Origin of the sequence: Fictibacillus arsenicus (genome assembly GCF_001642935.1) — a bacterium.
In the GTDB taxonomy this organism is placed as follows: Bacteria; Bacillota; Bacilli; order Bacillales; family Fictibacillaceae; genus Fictibacillus; species Fictibacillus arsenicus_B.
On the sequence record NZ_CP016761.1, the window covers coordinates 3,818,426 to 3,838,357 of the forward strand.

General features: G+C 40.4%; 20 protein-coding genes. 2 read left to right on the forward strand and 18 right to left on the reverse strand.

The window, feature by feature from the left end:
• Positions 1-76: 76 nt before the first annotated feature.
• The 10 genes from ABE41_RS21170 to ABE41_RS19340 form a co-directional block, all read right to left on the reverse strand.
• A complete protein-coding gene (locus ABE41_RS21170; RefSeq protein WP_156774319.1) occupies positions 77-208 on the reverse strand; it encodes a 3-methyladenine DNA glycosylase in 132 nt (43 codons plus the stop codon).
• Positions 209-287: 79 nt separating this feature from the next.
• Positions 288-755: a hypothetical protein gene (locus ABE41_RS19300; protein WP_066293971.1), complete on the reverse strand. Its 468-nt coding sequence runs from the start codon at positions 753-755 to the stop codon at positions 288-290.
• Between the two features lie 308 nt (positions 756-1,063).
• Positions 1,064-1,690: a thymidine kinase gene (locus ABE41_RS19305; protein ID WP_066293973.1), complete on the reverse strand. Its 627-nt coding sequence runs from the start codon at positions 1,688-1,690 to the stop codon at positions 1,064-1,066.
• 226 nt (positions 1,691-1,916) lie between these two features.
• Complete coding sequence (locus tag ABE41_RS19310) at positions 1,917-2,162, reverse strand: type B 50S ribosomal protein L31 (RefSeq protein WP_066293975.1); 246 nt, start codon at positions 2,160-2,162, stop codon at positions 1,917-1,919.
• A gap of 106 nt (positions 2,163-2,268) precedes the next feature.
• Positions 2,269-3,555 (reverse strand): transcription termination factor Rho, encoded by a 1,287-nt coding sequence (rho, locus tag ABE41_RS19315; protein WP_066293977.1) that lies wholly within the window; start codon positions 3,553-3,555, stop codon positions 2,269-2,271.
• A 500-nt stretch (positions 3,556-4,055) separates the two neighbouring features.
• Positions 4,056-5,024, reverse strand: coding sequence for a class II fructose-bisphosphatase (glpX, locus tag ABE41_RS19320; RefSeq protein WP_066293980.1), 969 nt, complete (start codon positions 5,022-5,024; stop codon positions 4,056-4,058).
• Positions 5,025-5,110: 86 nt separating this feature from the next.
• Complete coding sequence (locus tag ABE41_RS19325; RefSeq protein WP_066293982.1) at positions 5,111-6,403, reverse strand: UDP-N-acetylglucosamine 1-carboxyvinyltransferase; 1,293 nt, start codon at positions 6,401-6,403, stop codon at positions 5,111-5,113.
• A gap of 389 nt (positions 6,404-6,792) precedes the next feature.
• Positions 6,793-7,443, reverse strand: coding sequence for a fructose-6-phosphate aldolase (fsa, locus tag ABE41_RS19330; protein ID WP_066293983.1), 651 nt, complete (start codon positions 7,441-7,443; stop codon positions 6,793-6,795).
• Positions 7,444-7,823: 380 nt separating this feature from the next.
• On the reverse strand, positions 7,824-8,687 hold the full coding sequence (fba, locus tag ABE41_RS19335; RefSeq protein ID WP_066293984.1) for a class II fructose-1,6-bisphosphate aldolase: 864 nt from the start codon (positions 8,685-8,687) through the stop codon (positions 7,824-7,826).
• A gap of 250 nt (positions 8,688-8,937) precedes the next feature.
• Positions 8,938-9,315, reverse strand: a complete 378-nt coding sequence (locus tag ABE41_RS19340) for a response regulator (RefSeq protein ID WP_171978822.1) — start codon at positions 9,313-9,315, stop codon at positions 8,938-8,940.
• 166 nt (positions 9,316-9,481) lie between these two features.
• Here ABE41_RS19340 and ABE41_RS19345 point away from each other — a divergent pair, with 166 nt between their 5' ends.
• Both ABE41_RS19345 and ABE41_RS19355 read left to right on the forward strand, forming a co-directional pair.
• Positions 9,482-10,012, forward strand: a complete 531-nt coding sequence (locus ABE41_RS19345; RefSeq protein ID WP_066293987.1) for a DUF2529 family protein — start codon at positions 9,482-9,484, stop codon at positions 10,010-10,012.
• Between the two features lie 103 nt (positions 10,013-10,115).
• A protein-coding gene (locus ABE41_RS19355) for an IS3 family transposase (RefSeq protein WP_156774198.1) occupies positions 10,116-11,278 on the forward strand; the annotation gives its coding sequence in 2 pieces (ribosomal slippage) (positions 10,116-10,392 and positions 10,392-11,278; 1,164 coding nt in all).
• Between the two features lie 299 nt (positions 11,279-11,577).
• Here the strand turns inward: ABE41_RS19355 and ABE41_RS19365 are convergent.
• From ABE41_RS19365 to ABE41_RS19400, 8 genes are all read right to left on the reverse strand, one after another.
• On the reverse strand, positions 11,578-13,179 hold the full coding sequence (locus ABE41_RS19365; RefSeq protein WP_066293992.1) for a CTP synthase: 1,602 nt from the start codon (positions 13,177-13,179) through the stop codon (positions 11,578-11,580).
• Positions 13,180-13,661: 482 nt separating this feature from the next.
• On the reverse strand, positions 13,662-14,195 hold the full coding sequence (gene rpoE, locus ABE41_RS19370) for a DNA-directed RNA polymerase subunit delta (protein WP_066294985.1): 534 nt from the start codon (positions 14,193-14,195) through the stop codon (positions 13,662-13,664).
• A 145-nt stretch (positions 14,196-14,340) separates the two neighbouring features.
• Positions 14,341-14,850 carry a CBO0543 family protein gene (locus tag ABE41_RS19375; protein ID WP_066293993.1) on the reverse strand — a complete coding sequence of 170 codons (510 nt, stop codon included), beginning with the start codon at positions 14,848-14,850 and terminating at the stop codon, positions 14,341-14,343.
• Between the two features lie 281 nt (positions 14,851-15,131).
• On the reverse strand, positions 15,132-16,226 hold the full coding sequence (locus ABE41_RS19380) for a Ger(x)C family spore germination protein (protein WP_066293996.1): 1,095 nt from the start codon (positions 16,224-16,226) through the stop codon (positions 15,132-15,134).
• Complete coding sequence (locus ABE41_RS19385; protein WP_066294000.1) at positions 16,223-17,314, reverse strand: GerAB/ArcD/ProY family transporter; 1,092 nt, start codon at positions 17,312-17,314, stop codon at positions 16,223-16,225. The genes ABE41_RS19380 and ABE41_RS19385 overlap by 4 nt, the downstream gene beginning before the upstream one ends.
• 24 nt (positions 17,315-17,338) lie before the next feature.
• Complete coding sequence (locus tag ABE41_RS19390) at positions 17,339-18,823, reverse strand: spore germination protein (RefSeq protein ID WP_066294001.1); 1,485 nt, start codon at positions 18,821-18,823, stop codon at positions 17,339-17,341.
• Between the two features lie 131 nt (positions 18,824-18,954).
• On the reverse strand, positions 18,955-19,443 hold the full coding sequence (locus ABE41_RS19395; RefSeq protein ID WP_066294003.1) for a hypothetical protein: 489 nt from the start codon (positions 19,441-19,443) through the stop codon (positions 18,955-18,957).
• On the reverse strand, positions 19,440-19,922 hold the full coding sequence (locus ABE41_RS19400; RefSeq protein ID WP_066294006.1) for a hypothetical protein: 483 nt from the start codon (positions 19,920-19,922) through the stop codon (positions 19,440-19,442). Before ABE41_RS19400 ends, ABE41_RS19395 begins: the two co-directional genes overlap by 4 nt.
• Between the last annotated feature and the right edge of the window lie 10 nt (positions 19,923-19,932).

Consider the following 19,932-nt stretch of genomic DNA (forward strand, 5'->3'; position numbering starts at 1 on the left):
GTGCAAAAAGACATATTAAAAAAGGCTGACACCAAAAGGTCACGTTACGTGTCCTTTTGGGTCAGCCCCTTTATATTTAATTATTTTTTGAACCTTGGTTACCTGTGTGATCTGGTTTATCGGGATCACGCTGGGGTTCTACATCCTCATTCGACCGTTCCTTCTCCTCTTGTTCTGGAGAGTCCTCAGACTTTCTTTTTTCAACCATTACAATCCCTCCTCTCATCAGATACGTACTTTATTTCCCTATCGGATGAGATAAAAACATGAAAGGTTGATAAAAAAAGTTATTGATCCATTTTAAGGGAGAAGTTATACCTTGGAACAGCACGTTCTACTGCATTCATAATCTTTCGATACAAAGCAGAGCGTTCACTTTTGGACATATCGTCCGGTACATTCACATGAATGTGGGCGTAATTTCCGTTTATTGTCACCATTTGCGGGTTGATTCCCGAAACATCTTTTACTGTTTGACGAATCAAATCCTGATCATCAGATAAATCAAAACGCGATTGATTCATACTTCTATAATCACTTGGATTCATGTTCGTGTCATAACTGTAATTGATGCGGGGTTCATTTTTGGTCAGGTGGTAATTTATAATTCCGTGACCAAACATGTTGTCACGGATTTCCCCATTTTCATCATGAGCTGCCGGTTCCGTTTTGGCTCCTTCCTCCTTATACGACTGCATAGGAGAACAAGCACTAACTAATAGCACCAAAAGTGGCATAAGAATAGCCTTTTTCACTACAAACACCTCCCATATCATTAGGATTTCCTGACCGGGAAGTGTTTATGAACAAAGAGGTTCAGTTTTGCCTGGCAAAACTGGTCCAATTATTAAGGTCTAAAGTCAGATGAAGAGGATGAAACCAGAAGTTTAGAGCATGAATCCAAAAGGTTGATGCTCCATTCCAAAAATTTTGGGTCTGAATCCAAAAATTTTTACCAATTATCGACGAGTCGACAACCCACGACAGCGTTCGACACCTCATTCAGCCTATACAACAAAAAAGCCCGGAAGCACGCAAGCTCCCGGACAACAACAATCATATTTTAGTTAGAACGCCCTTCCAAGCCCTCTACGCCTGAAAGAAGATTTCTCTTTTTACCTGGTACTTCATGACAATGACGGCAACGGGGCTCGTACGATTCTGATGCTCCCACTAGAATAACCGGATCGTCATAAGAAGCTGGTTTGCCATTGATCAAACGCTGTGTACGACTTGCAGGAGAACCGCAAGACATGCAGATTGCTTGAAGCTTTGTCACGTGCTCAGCAAGTGCCATCATTCTTGGAACAGGTCCGAACGGCTCGCCTTTAAAATCTTGGTCAAGTCCTGCTACAATAACGCGCAACCCTTGGTCAGCAAGCTCTTGAGCGACTGGAATGATATCCTCATCAAAGAACTGTACTTCATCGATCGCAACCACTTCTGTTTCAGGTGATACATTTTTTAAAATTTCAACAGATCGTCCTACAGGCTCAGCCAAAACTGCCGTTCCGTTATGAGAAACAACCGATTCCTCGCTGTAGCGGTTATCAATAAGCGGCTTGAACACCTGTACTTTTTGCTTAGCATACGTTGCTCTTCTCACACGGCGAATCAATTCTTCTGACTTCCCAGAGAACATGCTTCCGCAAATTAACTCGATCCAGCCATTTTGTTTCATAACATACATGGCTTGCTCCCCCTTTCGCAACAATCTTTCCCTTAGTATGTACGCATTTCATTCTTACAAATAAAACGTTCTTTTCAGGAGCTGCTAACTCCTTTTAAAGCATAAAATAAAGTTTTTCGCGCGTATAAAAAACCCGGCCCATCAACGGACAGTTACCGAGTTTCCATCATTTCTCTATAAAGAAAAAAAGGGCAAGAAAGACTCCTGCCCTTTTACTTGCAACAAATTACTTAAGGTTGTATTTCTTCTTAAAGCGGTCAACACGTCCACCAACATCAGAGAACTTCTGACGTCCAGTGTAGAACGGGTGAGTGTCAGAACTTACATCCACTTTAATTACTGGATATTCGTTACCGTCTTCCCATTTCATAGTCTCGTTTGAATGCAACGTAGAACCAGAAAGGAAGCTAAATCCGCTTTGAGCGTCAACAAAGATAACCTTTTTATAATTCGGATGAATTCCTTGTTTCATGTCAATTTCACTCCTTCTGCCCTGTTTCCTATGCGGAAGCAGAGTTAAATAAACACATAAAAACAGTATAACAGGGACAAATCCCATTTGCAACCATACTTTTTCGTTAGTTTGTTACGGTTTTAACGCGCTTTGGCGCACCTTTTTTTTCTGACTCAAACAGCTCGAAAAATTCTTCGTTGTTTTCTGTTTTGCGCATTCGTTTCATAAATTTATCAACGAAATCGAACGAGTCATCCATCGTCTTACGGATCGACCATAATGCTTCAAGATGATCTTTTGCAATAAGCATTTCTTCTTTTCTCGTACCGGAACGGCGAATGTCGATCGCAGGGAAAATACGGCGCTCTGCCAGCTTGCGGTCTAAGTGCAGTTCCATGTTTCCTGTTCCTTTGAATTCCTCGTAAATAACGTCATCCATACGTGAACCTGTATCAACAAGTGCCGTTGCTAAAATCGTTAAGCTTCCGCCTTCTTCAATGTTACGGGCAGCACCGAAAAATCTCTTCGGACGATGGAAAGCAGCAGGATCGATACCACCAGATAGTGTACGTCCGCTCGGCGGGATAACCAAGTTGTACGCACGAGCTAGACGTGTAATGCTATCAAGCAGAATAACAACGTCTTTTTTGTGCTCAACCAGTCTCATCGCGCGTTCCAAAACAAGCTCTGCCACTTTAATGTGGTTTTCAGGCACTTCGTCAAACGTTGAACTTACAACGTCGCCTTTAACAGAACGTTCGATATCGGTTACTTCCTCTGGTCGCTCATCGATAAGTAAAACAATAAGTTCCACTTGCGGATTGTTTGTCGTCACACTGTGTGCGATCTCTTTCAGCAAGCTTGTCTTACCCGCTTTAGGAGGAGCGACGATCAATCCACGCTGACCAAAACCAACAGGCGCCATCATATCGATGATACGTGTTGAGATATTATTGCTCGTAGTCTCCATAACCATTTTCTTTTCGGGATAGAGGGCTGTTAATGCAGGGAAATGCACTCTTTCCTTAGCCGTTTCTGGGTCTTCTCCGTTAACCGCGTTAACTTGCAAAAGTCCGTAATAACGCTCGTTTTCTTTTGGAGGACGAACTTTCCCTGATACTTTATCTCCGTTTCTTAGATCAAATCTGCGGATCTGTGACGCAGATATGTAGATATCCTGTGAGCTCGGAGAATAGTTGATCGGACGCAAGAAGCCGAACCCTTCGTTCGGAATGATCTCCAAAACACCTTCCATGAATGAATAACCATCAAGTTCAGCTTGTGCTTTTAAAATCGAGAACATCAATTCCCGCTTCGTCAGTTTTCCGTAATATTGAATATTAAATTGTTTGGCAAGCTCATAAAGCTCTCTTAATTTTTTTGTTTCTAATGTAGCTAAATCAATCCCCATAGTGACACCACGCTTTTCTTATTTTACTATTTGCTTTTGTTTTATAATTTGGGATTTATATATGTTGGTTTGGTTTTGGTTATTGGAAGGAGATCCTTGAAAGTTAAGGGTTTAGTGGGTTGAAGAAATTTTTATTCAAAATGAATCATACTTCTTATTTTAACCACAAAAATAGTCTTTAATCAAGTTAGGACAACTTGCCGGCCACTGCTATAACGTGAATTTACAATACATTTCTGCATTTTGCAACTTTGTATAAGCTCAACCTTTGGATGTAGTTAATTTCCGCTGCAGGGCTCGCTTTCCGCAGGGCGTGCGGTGAGCCCACTCCGTACTACGTACATCGAGTGGTCTCACCTGCCCCGCTCGTCCTGCAGGAGTCTCGCCCTTCCGCTCCAATTAACTATTCAATGAAGAACTTTTGAAAAACTCCAGCAGTAACAAGCTGAAAAGAAGAACCTAACGGAAAGACCGGACGCAATGTCCGGCCTTTTACCCCATTATGGTTTGATTACAAGGTCTGGCTTTTTCTTCAGGCTGTGTCTGCCGTCGATGAAACGGACTGTACCTGATTTTGCCCGCATAACGACAGATTGAGTCGTTCCAGTTGATCCGTCAAAACGAACTCCTTTTAATAGTTCACCGTCCGTTACCCCCGTAGCTGCAAAAATTGCATCGTCCCCTTTTACGAGGTCGTCCATGTACAATACGCGGTTCACGTCTTCGATCCCCATACGTTTGCAGCGTTCTAATTCCTCGTCGTTTTGAGGAAGAAGCTTTCCTTGAAGCTCTCCGCCAAGACACTTTAAGGCAACGGCTGCGATTACGCCTTCTGGTGCTCCGCCTGATCCGAATAAAATATCTACGCCTGTATCATCGAATGCTGTATTGATCGCAGCGGCAACATCACCGTCAGAGATCAGCTTAATTCTTGCACCCGCTTCACGGATATCCTGGATGATCTGCTGGTGGCGAGGACGGTCTAAAATAACCGCTACTAAGTCTTCAATATTTTTATTTTTCGCTTCTGCTACTGCTTTTAAGTTATCGATAACAGGAGCGTTGATGTCGACCTTCCCTACGCTCTCACGTCCGACTGCGATCTTGTCCATATACATGTCAGGTGCGTGTAGCAGGTTCCCATGGTCAGCGATCGCCAGAACAGCAAGTGCGTTCCACGTACCAGATGCCACGATGTTTGTCCCTTCAAGCGGGTCAACAGCAACATCTACTCGAGGGCCATAGCCTGTCCCAAGCTTTTCACCGATATAAAGCATAGGCGCTTCGTCCATTTCTCCTTCGCCGATTACAACAGTCCCTTTCATAGGAACCGTGTCAAAAACGTTACGCATGGCAGTTGTTGCTGCTTCATCTGCCTCGTCTTTCTTGCCTCGACCCATCCAGCGTGCTGATGCAAGAGCTGCCGCTTCTGTTACACGAACAAGCTCCATTGATAAACTTCTCTCCATAATGTGGTTCCCTCCGCTTACTTAAAAACGCTTACATATTTATCCTTAAGAAAAATCACCGGTTGGGGTGATTTCTCTTTTTACACTTATGAGTTCTTCATTTCTTCCATTTCTTCTACATCCATATTTTCACGCCACACTTTAGCTCCAAGTCCTTTTAACTTTTCAACTAAAGATTCATAGCCGCGGTCAATATGTTCAAGACCTGAAATTTCAGTTACACCTTCAGCCATAAGACCGGCTACAACGAGCGCTGCTCCTGCACGAAGGTCAGAAGCTTTAACTTTTGCCCCTTCAAGCTTTGCAGGCCCATTTATTATAGCAGAACGGCCTTCAACTTTCACATTCGCTCCCATGCGGCGAAGTTCGTCTATATGTTTAAAACGCGCACTGTAGATCGTGTCCGTTACAATGCTCGTTCCTTCTGAGCTTGTTAAAAGCGATGTGAACGGCTGCTGAAGATCTGTCGGGAACCCTGGATAAACGAGCGTTTTTATATCGACACTCTTTAATGGGTCTTTCCCGCGATAAACTAGAACCTGATCGTCTTTTGTTTCGATGAAAACGCCCATCTCTCTTAGCTTGGCAATCAATGATTCTAAATGCAGAGGAATGACATTATCCAATAAAACCTGCTGACCCATCGATGCCGCTAAAATCATATACGTTCCAGCTTCGATACGGTCAGGAATGATAGAATGACGGCACCCATGCATTTTTTCGACACCATCGATACGAATTACGTCCGTACCTGCCCCTTTAATCCTTGCACCCATGCTCGTTAAGAGTGTAGCTACATCGATAATTTCAGGCTCCTTTGCCGCATTTTCAATAATCGTCTGTCCTTTTGCTCTTACTGCTGCAAGCATGATATTGATCGTTGCTCCTACACTTACAACATCCAGGTAAATACGTGCACCAACAAGCTCGTCTGCGCGAAGGTAAATCGCACCTTGCTCGTTCGTCACTTTTGCACCTAGCGCTTCAAATCCTTTAATGTGCTGGTCGATCGGACGCGGCCCAAGGTTGCATCCCCCTGGCAAGCCGATTACAGCTTTTTTAAAACGCCCAAGCATCGCACCCATCAAGTAGTAAGAAGCACGAAGCTTTTTCACCTTTCCGCTCGGAAGAGGCATCGGAATCATGTTTTCAGGGTTAACCGTAAGCGACTGATTTTCATCCAGGTAAGCTTCTCCCCCGATTTCCTCTAACAGATCACGCAGAATACGGACATCTGATATGTTAGGTAAACCTTCAATGGTAACGGTAGATTCAGCTAGTATCGTAGCGGGAATCAATGCCACCGCACTATTTTTTGCTCCGCTTATTTGGACCGTTCCTTCTAGAGGATAGCCCCCTTCAATCATCAGTTTTTCCATGGTAAACTCCTTTCAGTAAGAGTCACAAAGACAATCGTAATTGTGAGTATATTACCAGTTTCGTTAATTTTATTATTTACCAAAAATTTTCTTTATAATGTATAAAAATGTGTCATCATTGTTGGATTAGAAAGTGGTGGATTTCCGTTACAGGTGCTCGCTTTCCGTGGGGCGGGCGGTGAGCCTCCTTCACCCTTTGGGTGATTAGGAGTCTCACCTGTCCCACTCGTCCCACAGGACAAGGAAGGCTTCGACAGCGTTACATCGCACGAAGAAAATGCGATTTTCTTTTTCGAGGAGTCTCCCACCTTTCACTCCAATCAACCAGTCAAAGTTGAACGAACACAATACATTGAAAGCAAAAACTTTTATTAGAGAAAAAAATTAAATTATTTTTTATTCGCAGCTTCCCAGTCAGCTAGGAATTTTTCGATACCTTGATCTGTTAATGGGTGCTTCACAAGGCCTTTAATAACATTCGGCGGAATCGTTGCAATATGGGCTCCGCGCAATGCTGCTTCTGTTACGTGAACAGGGTGACGGATCGATGCTGCAATGATCTCAGTCGGTATTTCATGAATCGCAAAAATTTGCGCTACCTGTGAGATAAGCTCCAATCCATCTTGACCGATATCATCTAAACGGCCTAAGAATGGCGATACATATGTTGCGCCAGCACGAGCAGCTAACAATGCTTGGTTCGCATTAAAAATAAGCGTTACGTTCGTTTTAATATTTTCATCAGAAAAAGTTTTAACGGCTTTTAGTCCATCAAGCGTCATCGGTACTTTTACCGTAATATTCGGCGCGATCTTAGCTAACTCACGGCCTTCTTCTACCATTTCTTCATAAGAAGTTCCGATCACCTCAGCACTAACAGAACCCGGTACAAGGCTTGTAATTTCCTTCAAACGCTCGTGGAAATCAACGCCTTTTTCTTTTGCTACTAGAGACGGGTTTGTTGTTACTCCAGATAAAATGCCCAGGTCATAGGCTTCCTTAATATCGTCAATGTTTGCTGTATCAATAAAGAATTTCAAAACAATCACTCCTGTTTTTTAGGTTTCTCGTTCATTTATATTCTTTTATAACACACACTTCTTCATACACGTTAGTAGTGCGCTTACATTTTTTATTGGAGAGTTAATTTCCACTCCAGGATGCTCGCTTTCCGCGGGCGTGCGGTGAGCCTCCTCGACGCCTTGCGTCCTTAGGAGTCTCACCTGTCCCGCTTCTCTCGCAGGAGTCTCGCACCTTACTCTCCAATTAACTTTCATTGAAGTTTTTTACTGAACCTAATAAAGGACAAAAGAAGCTGACCGTCTGTCACGTTACACACTATTATAGTGTAAATGAAACCGCCTATGATGTATAGGCGGTTTCAAAGAAAGGTTCATATTAGTATATTTTGACCAGGAATTTACGCTTTGTTGGAAGATCCGAACTCACGCATTTTTCCTGCTACTGTTGATTGAATCGCATCGCGAGCTGCAGTCAAGTATTTACGCGGATCGTACTTGTCAGGGTTAGCTCCGATATATTCTTTAACAGCTTTATGTGAAGCAATTTGATTTTCAGTGTTAACGTTGATTTTAGCAGTTCCTAAAGAAATTGCTTGTTGGATATCTTTTGTCGGAATACCAGTACCACCGTGAAGAACTAGAGGTACACCAGTTAGTTCCATAACTTCTTTCATGCGGTCGAATCCAAGGTTAGGCTCACCTTTGTAAGGTCCGTGAACAGAACCAAGTGCAGGTGCGAAACAGTCAACTCCTGTTTCACGAACAAGCTGATCACATTCAGATGGAACAGCATATGCAGCTTCAGCATCGTCAACGATTAGATCATCTTCTTGTCCACCGATACGGCCAAGTTCTGCCTCAACAGAAACACCGTGGATGTGAGCAAGCTCAACCACTTTTTTCGTTAACGCAATGTTTTCTTCTAAAGGATGATGAGAGCCATCGATCATAACAGATGTGAAACCTGCATGAATAGCTTCAGCACACTTCTCAAAGCTTGAACCATGGTCTAAGTGAATCGCTACAGGAACAGTTACTTTGTACTCTTCCATAAGTGCTTTTACCATAGCAACAGTTAGTTTAAATCCACCCATATAACGAGCAGCACCTTCAGATACACCAAGAATTACTGGAGAATTCTGTTCTTGTGCAGCTTTAAGTATAGCTTGAGTGAACTCAAGGTTGTTCAAGTTGAATTGACCAACTGCATAATTTTCCGCTTTTGCTTTTTCAAGCATTTCCTTCATTGAAACTAAAGGCATGTTACATGTCCTCCTTTGGATATTGGCACGAGCAGACCAACTACGTTTTTGTATTGTATATTGCTGAAATGTCTAAACAGCAAAAAGAAGCCATTATAGTTTACCTTTCATGGCGTCTTGCTAAACATTTCATAATGCTCATTTCCATTCTAGTATAGCATACCAATATCGTCCGAAAACCGCAACACATCAACGTTTTCGAGGTGTAAACGCTACCATTGCCGACCTGTCAGGCTTTTAAAGTTTTTTCTTATGAAGGAGTATTCAATGGAAGTTCTTTCCTGACCGCAGCGCGGATCTCGTCAATGTCGAACGGTTTTGCAAAGTGAGTAATTGCTCCCAGTTTCATGGCTTCATGAATCATGTCCAGCTCACCGTAAGCAGTCATAATAATAACTTGGATCGTTTCGTCATGCTTCTTCACACGCCGAAGAATCTCCAGTCCATCCATTCCTGGAATTTTCATATCTAAAATAACAAGATCAGGGCGGTCCTTCTCCACAATTGAAAGAGCTTGTACACCATTAGCAGCCTGATACGTCTTGTAACCTTCTTTTTGAAAAATTTCATTTAAAAGAATTCTAATGCCATATTGATCGTCTACAATTAATATTTTCCCGCTCATTATTGCTCACCTCATCTGAGTTCATTTGCAAAACAACTTATCTGTATTAATTTCTATATATCCAAAGAATTTCCTGCTGCCCATCCATGAAATGTCATGTTAAATTCAGTATACTAAACTAAAGAACTATTTTGCGATGAATTGAAATTCGCGTTAAGGGAGTACATTTATGCTTAAGATCTTTTCAACACAAGTTTCAGGATTATTAAAAGCAATATCCGATAAAGAAGAACAATCGATCGAGGAGAGTTCCCGCCTGCTGGCACATACCGTTTTGTCTGAAGGAACTGTTTATTTTAAGGGATTTGGCGAAATGGAAGCTGTTGTGAGCGAGGCGCTGTTTGGTGAAAATAAATTCCGGCGCGGGGCGGAGTTTACGGATGCAAGCTGGGAGGAACTATTACCGGTTGATAGTGTAGTTGTGGCAAGCCGGTTTGCTGATGATTTCGAGGCATTGGATTTTTGTAAAAAAGTAAAAGAACATGCCGATTGCTATGTTATATTGCTTGGTGGACGCAGAAAAGAAGCAGTTTTGGAGACGACGGCAGATATTGTGATCGATACGAAGGCTGCTCGCGGTTTAGTGCCATTAGATGATGGCTCCCGTATCGGAGTCCCGTCTGGATTGACTGCCTTATTCGCTTATTACGCACTCTTTTTAACGACAGAAGAAATTTTAGAAGAATATGATGAGGAATAAGAAGAAGCCTGGCTGATGTTAGACTAACCTAGGTAGATGAGACACAATAAAACACCTCCGAAATGATACACTTATTCTAAGTGATAATCGGAGGTGTTTTTGCATGGGCAAAAACGTATATTCAAAAGAAACAAAGTGGGCTGTTGTTAAGGATAAAATGAGTGGCCAATTTACGAATGAAGAAATTATGAATAAGTATGGCATTAAAAATGTTTCGCAAATAAAAACATGGGTGAAATGGTATCGTGAAAATCAAGTACACCGGTTTAATCAGCCAATAGGCAAACAATACTCTTACGGTCTTGGACCTGATTCAGCTAGTGAAGAGGAAAAAAAGGACCGTCAATTCAATCACTATAAACAGGAGAATGAAATCTTAAAAAAGTATTTGGAGATCGAAAAGGAGTTGAAAAAGAAGTAGTTCTCCGTTTGGTAAAAAAATTACGAAAAAAGTACACGGTTACGGCTATTCTAAGCGCGCTAAACGTTCCAAGGTCCACATACTATCGTTGGGTGTCTACTCCATCTAATGATTTGTCTAAATCAGAGAAGGTCATTATCTCACTTTGTGAAGAGACTAACTATCGGTATGGACATCGTAAAATTAAGAATTTACTTAAACGTCGATATCAAATTAGTTTGAATCGAAATTCGGTGCAACGTATTATGCAAAAGCATCATCTACAGTGCCGTGTAAAGCCAAAGCGCAAGTGGAAATCTCAAGGGGAATCCATCATTGTCGCACCAAACATTTTAAATCGAGATTTTTCAGCAGCTCGACCTAATCAAAAGTGGGTAACAGATATAACATATGTTCAATATGGTTCTATTACATTGTACCTATCGACCATAATGGATTTATTTAATAATCAAATTGTGGCTCACAAGCTCTATACCCATCAACAAGTTCCTCTTGTGGCAGATACCTTAAAAGCAGCTTTGGAATCACGAGGGAACCCCAAAGGGGTTATAATCCACTCAGATCAAGGAAGTGTGTATACATCCTATGGGTATCAACAACTAATAAAGGATAGGAAATTGGTCAGCAGTATGTCCAGAAGAGGAAATTGTTGGGATAATGCGGTTATTGAGTCCTTCCATTCCAATCTAAAATCTGAAGAATTTCAATATGTGAAGTTTAATTCTATGCCGATAGATAAAATCAGGGAAAAAGTAGATCAGTACATGAAGTATTATAATGAAGAGCGTATACAAGAAAAATTAGGCTACCACACCCCAATTGAATTTGGTAGTATGGCAGCCTAACTGGTGGTGTTTTATTATTGTCTCATTTGACTAGGCCAGTCTATGTGCCAGGCTTTTATCTTTTTTACGAAGATTATTTTTCATGAAAAACACAACCTAATGATGATTTCGTCAAAAAAGGAGGTATATCGTCAAAAGTTGGAGCTATTTCGTCAAATAATTTGTTTTATCGTCAATAATAAGCCGCATTCAACAAAACAGCCCCCTCCACTCATTAATGTCCACTCCCCAAGGACACTCCCCGTACGTGCCAAAAAAAACGGCAGCCCCCTAAAAAAGGAACTGCCCGTACATATGATTTAGTTCTTCAACTGTGTCACTGCACCGATAAAGTCACGGAATAGTGCTTGTGGTCTTGTTGGTCTTGAAGTGAATTCCGGGTGGAACTGAGACGCAACAAACCATGGGTGATCTTCTAGCTCGATGATCTCAACAAGTCTTCCGTCAGGAGATGTTCCTGAGAAGATGAATCCTGCCTTCTCCATCTGCTCACGGTATTCATTGTTGAACTCGTAGCGGTGACGGTGCCTTTCGTACACTACTTCGTCATTATAAGCTGCGAACGCTTTTGTATCTTCCTTAATTTTACAAGGATACAGTCCAAGACGAAGTGTTCCGCCTAAGTCTTCGATGTCCTTTTGTTCAGGAAGCAAATCGATTACCGGGAACGGTGTTTCAGGCATAAGTTCTGCAGAATGAGCTCCTTCAAGTCCAAGAACGTTGCGGGCAAATTCAACAGACGCAAGCTGCATGCCTAAGCAGATTCCCAAGAAAGGAACTTTGTTTTCACGCGCAAATTGAGTAGCTAAGATCTTTCCTTCTACCCCTCTGTCGCCGAATCCGCCAGGTACTAAAATACCGTCAGCATCCTTTAAAAGGTCATTTACATTTTCAGCTGTAACCATCTCAGAATTGATCCAGTCGATATCAATATCCGTATCGAATTGGTAACCTGCGTGACGCATCGCTTCAACAACAGAAATATACGCATCTTGAAGTGCTACATATTTTCCGACTAATGCGATCTTCACTTTTCCTTTAAGATTCGTTACTCGGTTGATCAGCTCTTTCCACTCAGCCATATCCGGCTCATGCGTTTCAAGTTTAAGATGTTTGCATACAAGCTCGTCCATCTTTTGTTCTTGAAGATCGATCGGTACCTGGTATAAAGTATCAGCGTCTCTTGCTTCGATTACCGCTTTAGGATCGATGTCACAGAACAATCCGATCTTCTCTTTCATCTCTTGAGGAACCGGCATTTCTGTACGAACAACGATAATGTTCGGCTGGATACCTAGGCTGCGAAGTTCTTTTACACTGTGCTGAGTCGGCTTTGTTTTCAGCTCGCCCGCTGCACGAATATAAGGGATAAGCGTACAGTGGATGTACATGACATTTTCAGAACCGACATCACTTTTAATTTGGCGAATCGCTTCTAGGAAAGGCAAGCTCTCGATGTCCCCAACTGTTCCGCCGATTTCAGTAATAACTACATCTGCGTTTGTTTCACGGCCAGCACGGAAAACACGTTCCTTGATCTCATTTGTGATATGCGGAATAACTTGAACCGTTCCGCCAAGATACTCGCCGCGGCGCTCTTTGCGAAGAACAGTTGAATAGATTTTACCTGTCGTAACAGAGCTGTATTTATTTAGATTGATATCGATAAAACGCTCGTAGTGCCCTAAGTCCAAATCCGTTTCAGCGCCATCATCTGTTACGAATACTTCACCATGCTGATAAGGACTCATTGTTCCAGGATCCACGTTAATGTACGGATCGAATTTTTGAGTCGTAACTTTCACTCCGCGATTTTTTAATAATCGACCCAATGAAGCCGCCGTAATCCCTTTTCCTAATGAAGAAACAACCCCGCCTGTAACAAAAATATATTTTGCCATGATTCAATCCCCCTAAATTTTCTAAATTAAGTATGTGCTTTAAACCATTTTTCTACTATCGGGAGAGGCTTGTATTTTTGTACAAGCACCGTCCAATCCTTGTAAAAAATAAAAAGCAAAAGACACTTCCCCTATGGTTAGGGGGCACTTTTGCTTTGTGAACGTATATAATTAAGTCTTTTATAAAAAAGAAACAGGAATAGCCCAAAAAGAATATTACCCGACTCCACAGCTCGTGTCAAGATGCTAAGAAAGAATCATTTTTTAAGAAAAAATGAATCTAAATACTGCACCAGACTCCGTCAATCCATAAATTCAGCCTATGTATCCACGAATTTTGGTGGTGAATCCAAAAGTTTTGGTCTCTAATCCACGTGTTTTGCTCTTCAATCCACATTTAGTCACATATATATGACGGACCCTAACTACCACTTGTTAAAAAAGGAAAAAAACCAGTGCACTCAGGCACCGGTTCTCAAGAATTAAAGATTTTCCTCTTTTTCATCAGCGAGGTCTTCGTCTTCTTCGTCTTCTTCGAAGTCTTCATCATCTTCGTCGAATTCTAATTCTTCATCTTCATCATCGTCGTCATCGTCGTCATCGTCATCATCTGCAAGATCGTCGTCTTCTTCAACGAACTCATCTTCTACTTCTAACTCATCGAAATCTTCATCATCGAAGTCCTCTTCAAAGTCATAGTCATCCTCAGATGCTTTTTTACGTTTTGTAGGTTTGTTAGTAGCACCTAGTTCTTCCTCAGAGCTCTCAACTGGGTACCACGTTTTCAATCCCCATTTATTATCGCCCAATGAAACGAAGCGTCCATCAATATTCATATCCGTGTAAAAATACGCAATTCGGTTTTCAACTGCAGTTTTAGACAAACCTTTAATTTCAGCGATCTGCTTAACTAAATCGTAGAATTGAATAGGCTGCTTTTCATTCTGCAAAATTTCAAATGCGATTTCGACCATAGACATTTCAACGACTTGCTCTTTCGTATACGTGTTCAACATAGCCACATCGGCACTTCCTTTCCTTCTCCACACTCATTTATATCAACACATTTTGCTCATTCTCTAGAAGAATCATACTCTTCATTATAAACAAATCCTATAAGGTTATGCCAGTAGTAATCTCGCTTTTTTCAAATTTATTGAGTTATCTCATTTTTTCAATCGGAACATTAAAGAAAATCATAAAAAAAAGAACTATGAAAACCGAAATAATCCAGGCAAGCAACGGTCGTTTAAAATGAATCCTTAACAAAGTGAACATTACCATATTAAATAAGACGGACCAAACGATACTCCATCCATTATGATAAGAGAAGTACTCTAATTTTGATAAAATCCACTCAGCAGAAATAAAAATAGCTACCCATCGTAAAATATATACGATTTTTTTAAAAAGATTATTTTCAGGAAAATGCGGCAGAAAAACAAGTACTGTGACAGGGAAAACAACAAATGAGTGAACCATTTCAATCATTGTATGATTTGGCAGAAATGCTTCTTCATAGAGCCACATGGGATGATTGTATGTGAGGATATTGTATAAAAAATTGCCTATGATCATAAAAAGGATTGTCGAGTAATACTTCTCCCAGTTTCTCCAGTCCCCCCACTTCCATCCAATGATTAAAGCGATTCCTGCAATCAATATGTTCATATGTTGTTTTCACCTCACTTTCTTTTTCCATTCACTTTTGTTCTGCTATCGAATGATTCCTTACTACGGACCGCCATATCTATCTTTTACGAATGTCTTTGTTTAATCAACGGTGTCCTGACCTATCGTAATTGGAATTTGATATATTCCATCCCTACATATCCATTAGCCAGTTTGCTGCTGATTGGGGTATTTCATTTCATCAAAACTAATCTTCCGCTTGAATTAAAGAATCAAATCAATTAAAGACCCTGCCACCTGCAGGTCTTTACCGACTATCCTTACAGTTCCAATCCATCTACAACTCCGATCTCCGTAATCATCACATCAACTTTTACATTCACTTTCATATTTTTGTATTGCTGAGCCCATTTCTTTTCGTCCCAGTGTCTTGTACGGCTTCTTGCTTGCTCTCCAAATGCTAACGGATCGATACTCTTTCTTTGGAACTTTTTTATGAGCATTTCTGCTTCTTTATTTACCTTATCTTCCATCAATTTTTCTGCCTTTTCTACCGTTTTTGCTGTTACTCCTTCCCCTGTATATTCACGGATATAACCCTTTATCTTTAAATGGAGGATGATTTCGGGAGCAGTGTGAATATTTCTGACGTCAAACTCCTTACTTGTACTGATGCCTTGGATCGAAAAGTATTCGGTCTTCCCCTTCTCCTTTGTTTTCAACTTATACCCTGCCATTTTTATATTTTCATGCAGCGCTTTAAAAACGAACATATTTCGATAAGGAATCGAATCAACCATTTTCGTTCCCTTAAACAGAGCAAGTCCTTTTATATTGATCTCCTCACCTTTTAGATTAATTAGGGGCAATACCGGATCCATTCCTTTTGTATAATAAGCAGATAAAAAAAGGTGCAGGTTTGAAGTAGGGATCAAACCAAGCTTCATGTTATGGTTTAGCTGTCTTTGGATATAACTGCCTGTGTCATACTCCTCGAACTTTTTTTGAAGCATCTCTTTTACTTCACCATCTACAACCGTTAAAAGCAGCCTTGAACCAACGCTTGGATCCCGATGAAAGGTATCAATAAAATCTTGCATTCCTAATTCCGCAATCTTTTTACTATACAGAGCGACTTCCAACTTACCGTTCACTACCGGCTTGTGTGATTTATGGTTCACATTACTTAAAGCTTCCTTGCTTAAATTTCCTACAGTAGAAATAGTCTTATTCGATATCGTTTTATCCGGCTTTATAAGAGGCATTACTGCAGTAGCTTCAATCTTGTTCTTGCCTTTAGAGTCAAAACCTACTGCAGTAGCCACTTCCAGCTCATCGATGATCTCTTTCTCAATTCTTCCGAAATACGAGACAACAATAAACACCAGCAGAGTCATGATAATCTTTTTTTTCATGTTTTTTTCCTCACTTTACTTAAAAGAGAAGAACAGACAAAAAGGAGTGGTATATATCCATATATAAAGTAAAGACCGATTTTTGAAACCCAGCTGTTTAACAGGTCAATCGATGCCCGGTCTCTGAGTAACGTGTTAACAACTAAAGTAATCGTTAAAATGGCGATGAGCACCTTTTTTTGCTTCACATTGAATAGCCGTTTTGCTGTCCGGCTAGCGGCCCAAAATGCTAAACAAAGGTTAGGAAATATAACGACGACCCATGAGGCGATGCCGATATATTCAAACCGTTCAACAAAGGGAAACTTAATGATTTTCCACATTGTTAAAGTGGCCCATATCGTTCTTTTTAAGTGATCAGGGGTAAAGTAAACAAGGGTGATCAACATTAAATATAGATATAGGAAGACTGTAAAAAGATTGCCATAATGTGCCCATTTTTGAGAGGTTTCCGGCTTTTTAATAAAAGGATAGTACACTAAAAGAAGTTCAAAACCTAAATAACTCAAGGTCATTGTTTTAAAAGAAGAAAGAGTTTCTTTTATGGAATGATCGAATACGGGAAGCAGATTTCTGAAATTTGCAAATTCAAGCGGCGCCAAAAAAGTAAATATGAGATAAAACGGGACTACAACTCCAAGGAAACAAGCACCTACTACTGTACGGAATCCACCAGAAATGATGTAATAAATTGCAATTAAATATACGAGAGAGAACGTCCACGTTTTCATTAACGGAAACATCCACACTTGCAGAACCTCTATAAAAGTACGAAGGATAGTGATTCCTAGTGCAATTAAATACAGCATAAAAAGGACAGATAACATACCACCTACCCACTTGCCGAATACACTTTCATGAATGGAGATGATATCACCCTGCTCTTTATTCAGCATCTTGTACATCAGCCAAATCACAATGTGGAGGGTTGCACCTGCTATCACAACTGTGATCCAGGAGTCTTGTTCCGTATAAATCGCCACATACCGCTGGAAACCAAGTACCCCAACCCCAATTTGCATGCTATGAACAACGAAAAAGACTAATGATGGATTGATCAGGTATTGCTCTTTAACCGGTACTTTCATAAATAGTCTTCTCCTTGTCAAAAGTTATTCATCAATATCCTTGTTTTCATCCGCTTTTCGTTTAGAAAACATGATGGTGTCAGGCGATTGTAATTCAATCGGCCTTTTTTCCTGCATTTTAAAAGGAAGGCGGATAAAAGCGTCCTTCAGGTCTTCCAAACGCGGAGGATAGATGGGTTCTAAATACGGACGGCCAAAAGACGTTAATCGTAAAATATGCCCCATCAAAAAAATAAAAGCAATGCCTATCCCAATAAGCCCCCAGAGTTCCGCAAGCATAAGAAAAGGAAAGCGGATTAAACGAATCGCGTTACCCATTTTGTAAACGGGAGTTGTAAAGGATGCCAAAGCAGCCAAAGCTACGATGATAAGGAGCACGTTACTTGTTAATCCCGCTTCAACCGACGCCGTACCGATAACGATCCCTCCTACGATACCGATCGTCTGACCTACTTTTGTAGGCAGCCTTGCTCCCGCTTCACGTAAAAGTTCAATCGTAAGTTCCAATATTAATGCCTCTAAAAATGGAGGCAACGGTATTAAGCTTCTAGATGAAACAAGTGTTGCCATTAGATCTTTTGGTATTAATTCATAGTGGTAATTCAGTACAGCTACGTATACCGGTGTTACCAAGATAGAAAACGATACGGCGAATAAACGTATAACTCTTAAAACAGAAGCCAATTGCCAGTTGATAAAATAATCTTCCAATGCCGAGAAGAACTTTACCAATGTAGTCGGACCGATAAGAGCATGCGGGGATCCATCTACCAAAATAACGATGCTTCCTTCCGCTAAAACACCTGCCACCCGATCTGGCCGTTCTGTGTCGATCAGCTGCGGGAACGGAGAATTGTCATTATCAGAAATCATTTGAGAAATATAAGAACTATCTAATATCTGGTGATACTGTAAATCTCCTACCCGCTGCAGAGCCGTGTTAATGTTTTCTTCATTTGCAATTCCCGAAATATACAAAACAGCCACCCTTGTGTGTGAAAGGGTACCTACCGTAAATTCCTTGATCTCTAATTGAGGAATCGGCAGCCGCTTCCTGACGAGGTTTAAATTCGTCGTTAACGATTCCACAAACGATTCCTTTGGACCTACAACGCTGAATTCTTCTTCGGGTATCGTCACTTCTCGCGCTTTATTCATCTCTGCTTTAACGAGTAATCCCTTGTTATCATCTTCTTTTAATCGGATGAGCAACGACCCTTTCAACATCATCTTTTGAATGGTTTCAAGGTCACTCGTTATCATGACATTTTCAATGGGTAGGCCCGCTTTTATGTCTTCCAGTTTTTTAGTGGGTAATTTGTTTAAGAAAGGCAGGATGTCCCGATGGATAATCTCTGCATCTATTAGTGAACCGAAGTATGAAATCCAAAAAGATGCTGGAGATTGGGGATTATGAAAGTCTATAAAATCACCAGACTTCTTGAAATGCTGAATAATTTTAAAAAGAGAATGCTCTTCTTTTTTCGATTCTTTCCTAAACCAATTCATGATGCACTTCCCTTTCCATCGAATTTCCCCATCCATCTGCTGTTATCCGTTTTATCTTTTACTAAAGGACAAGTGATTATTTAATGAAACGGAAAAAGACTGAGCTCTAAGGAACTCAGCCAATGCATCTATTACACTCTGTAGAGTCGTTTCATCCAAAAATACACACAAACATTTAAACAATAAATAAGAAAATAAGTAATAAAAGAGTGAAAGTATGTCCATTCATTATGAACAAAAATATGAAACTGATTCGAAAACCATTCTAATCCCAGTGTAAGGATTGATGCTGACAATAAATAATAAACGGCTTGGAGACCTTTATGATGCCAAGTATCGAAAAAATACATAAACAAGTACCCCGAGAGTGGATAAATAAACAAGTAGATAATAAAATCGAACACTTCAAAATCCGGAATATCCATTATATCGTACAAGTCATATGGAGGACCTGCCAGTATATGATCCAGGCTTGCTGCTAAAAAGAAATTCAGTGTGAAAATAATAAAAATCTGTGAATACGGAAATTTTCTTTTTAAGCATAATGTCAAAATAATCAAGAAGATACAAACCGCAATAATAAAGTATTCATTCCTGTCAAAAATTTCAGAGAATCTCACTTTAGTACCGCCTCTTTCCTTAGCAATAATCTAAAGGAAGTCCAATAGCCAAAAGATAAAAACCATATAATGAACCATTCTAAAATAGAAAAATAAATATTCCATTGTCTAAATTGTATGAGACCGATTGAATCATGAAAAAACTGTAATGTGGTCATGATTATAAACCAAAGACATGTAAATAGTACTTTATGAAAGGGATGAACGTTTTTTACAGAATATAAAAAAAGCAGCCAAATCGTTAAGCCTGGAATAATAAATAACCGATTCAATGTTAGAATCCAAAAAGGGAATTGGGCATGGTCTACTTCAATCCATTTTTGATTGAGTTCTACAATATTAGAACATATAAATAACAAGGAAGAAATGAAGAGCCAGTTCATTCCGATCTCGTAAGGATGCAACCTTTTACGTGTAAAAAAAGAGGATAAAATAAGTATGACACTAAGAATGATTGAAATGATCAAGTACTTAAACATACTAACGGCA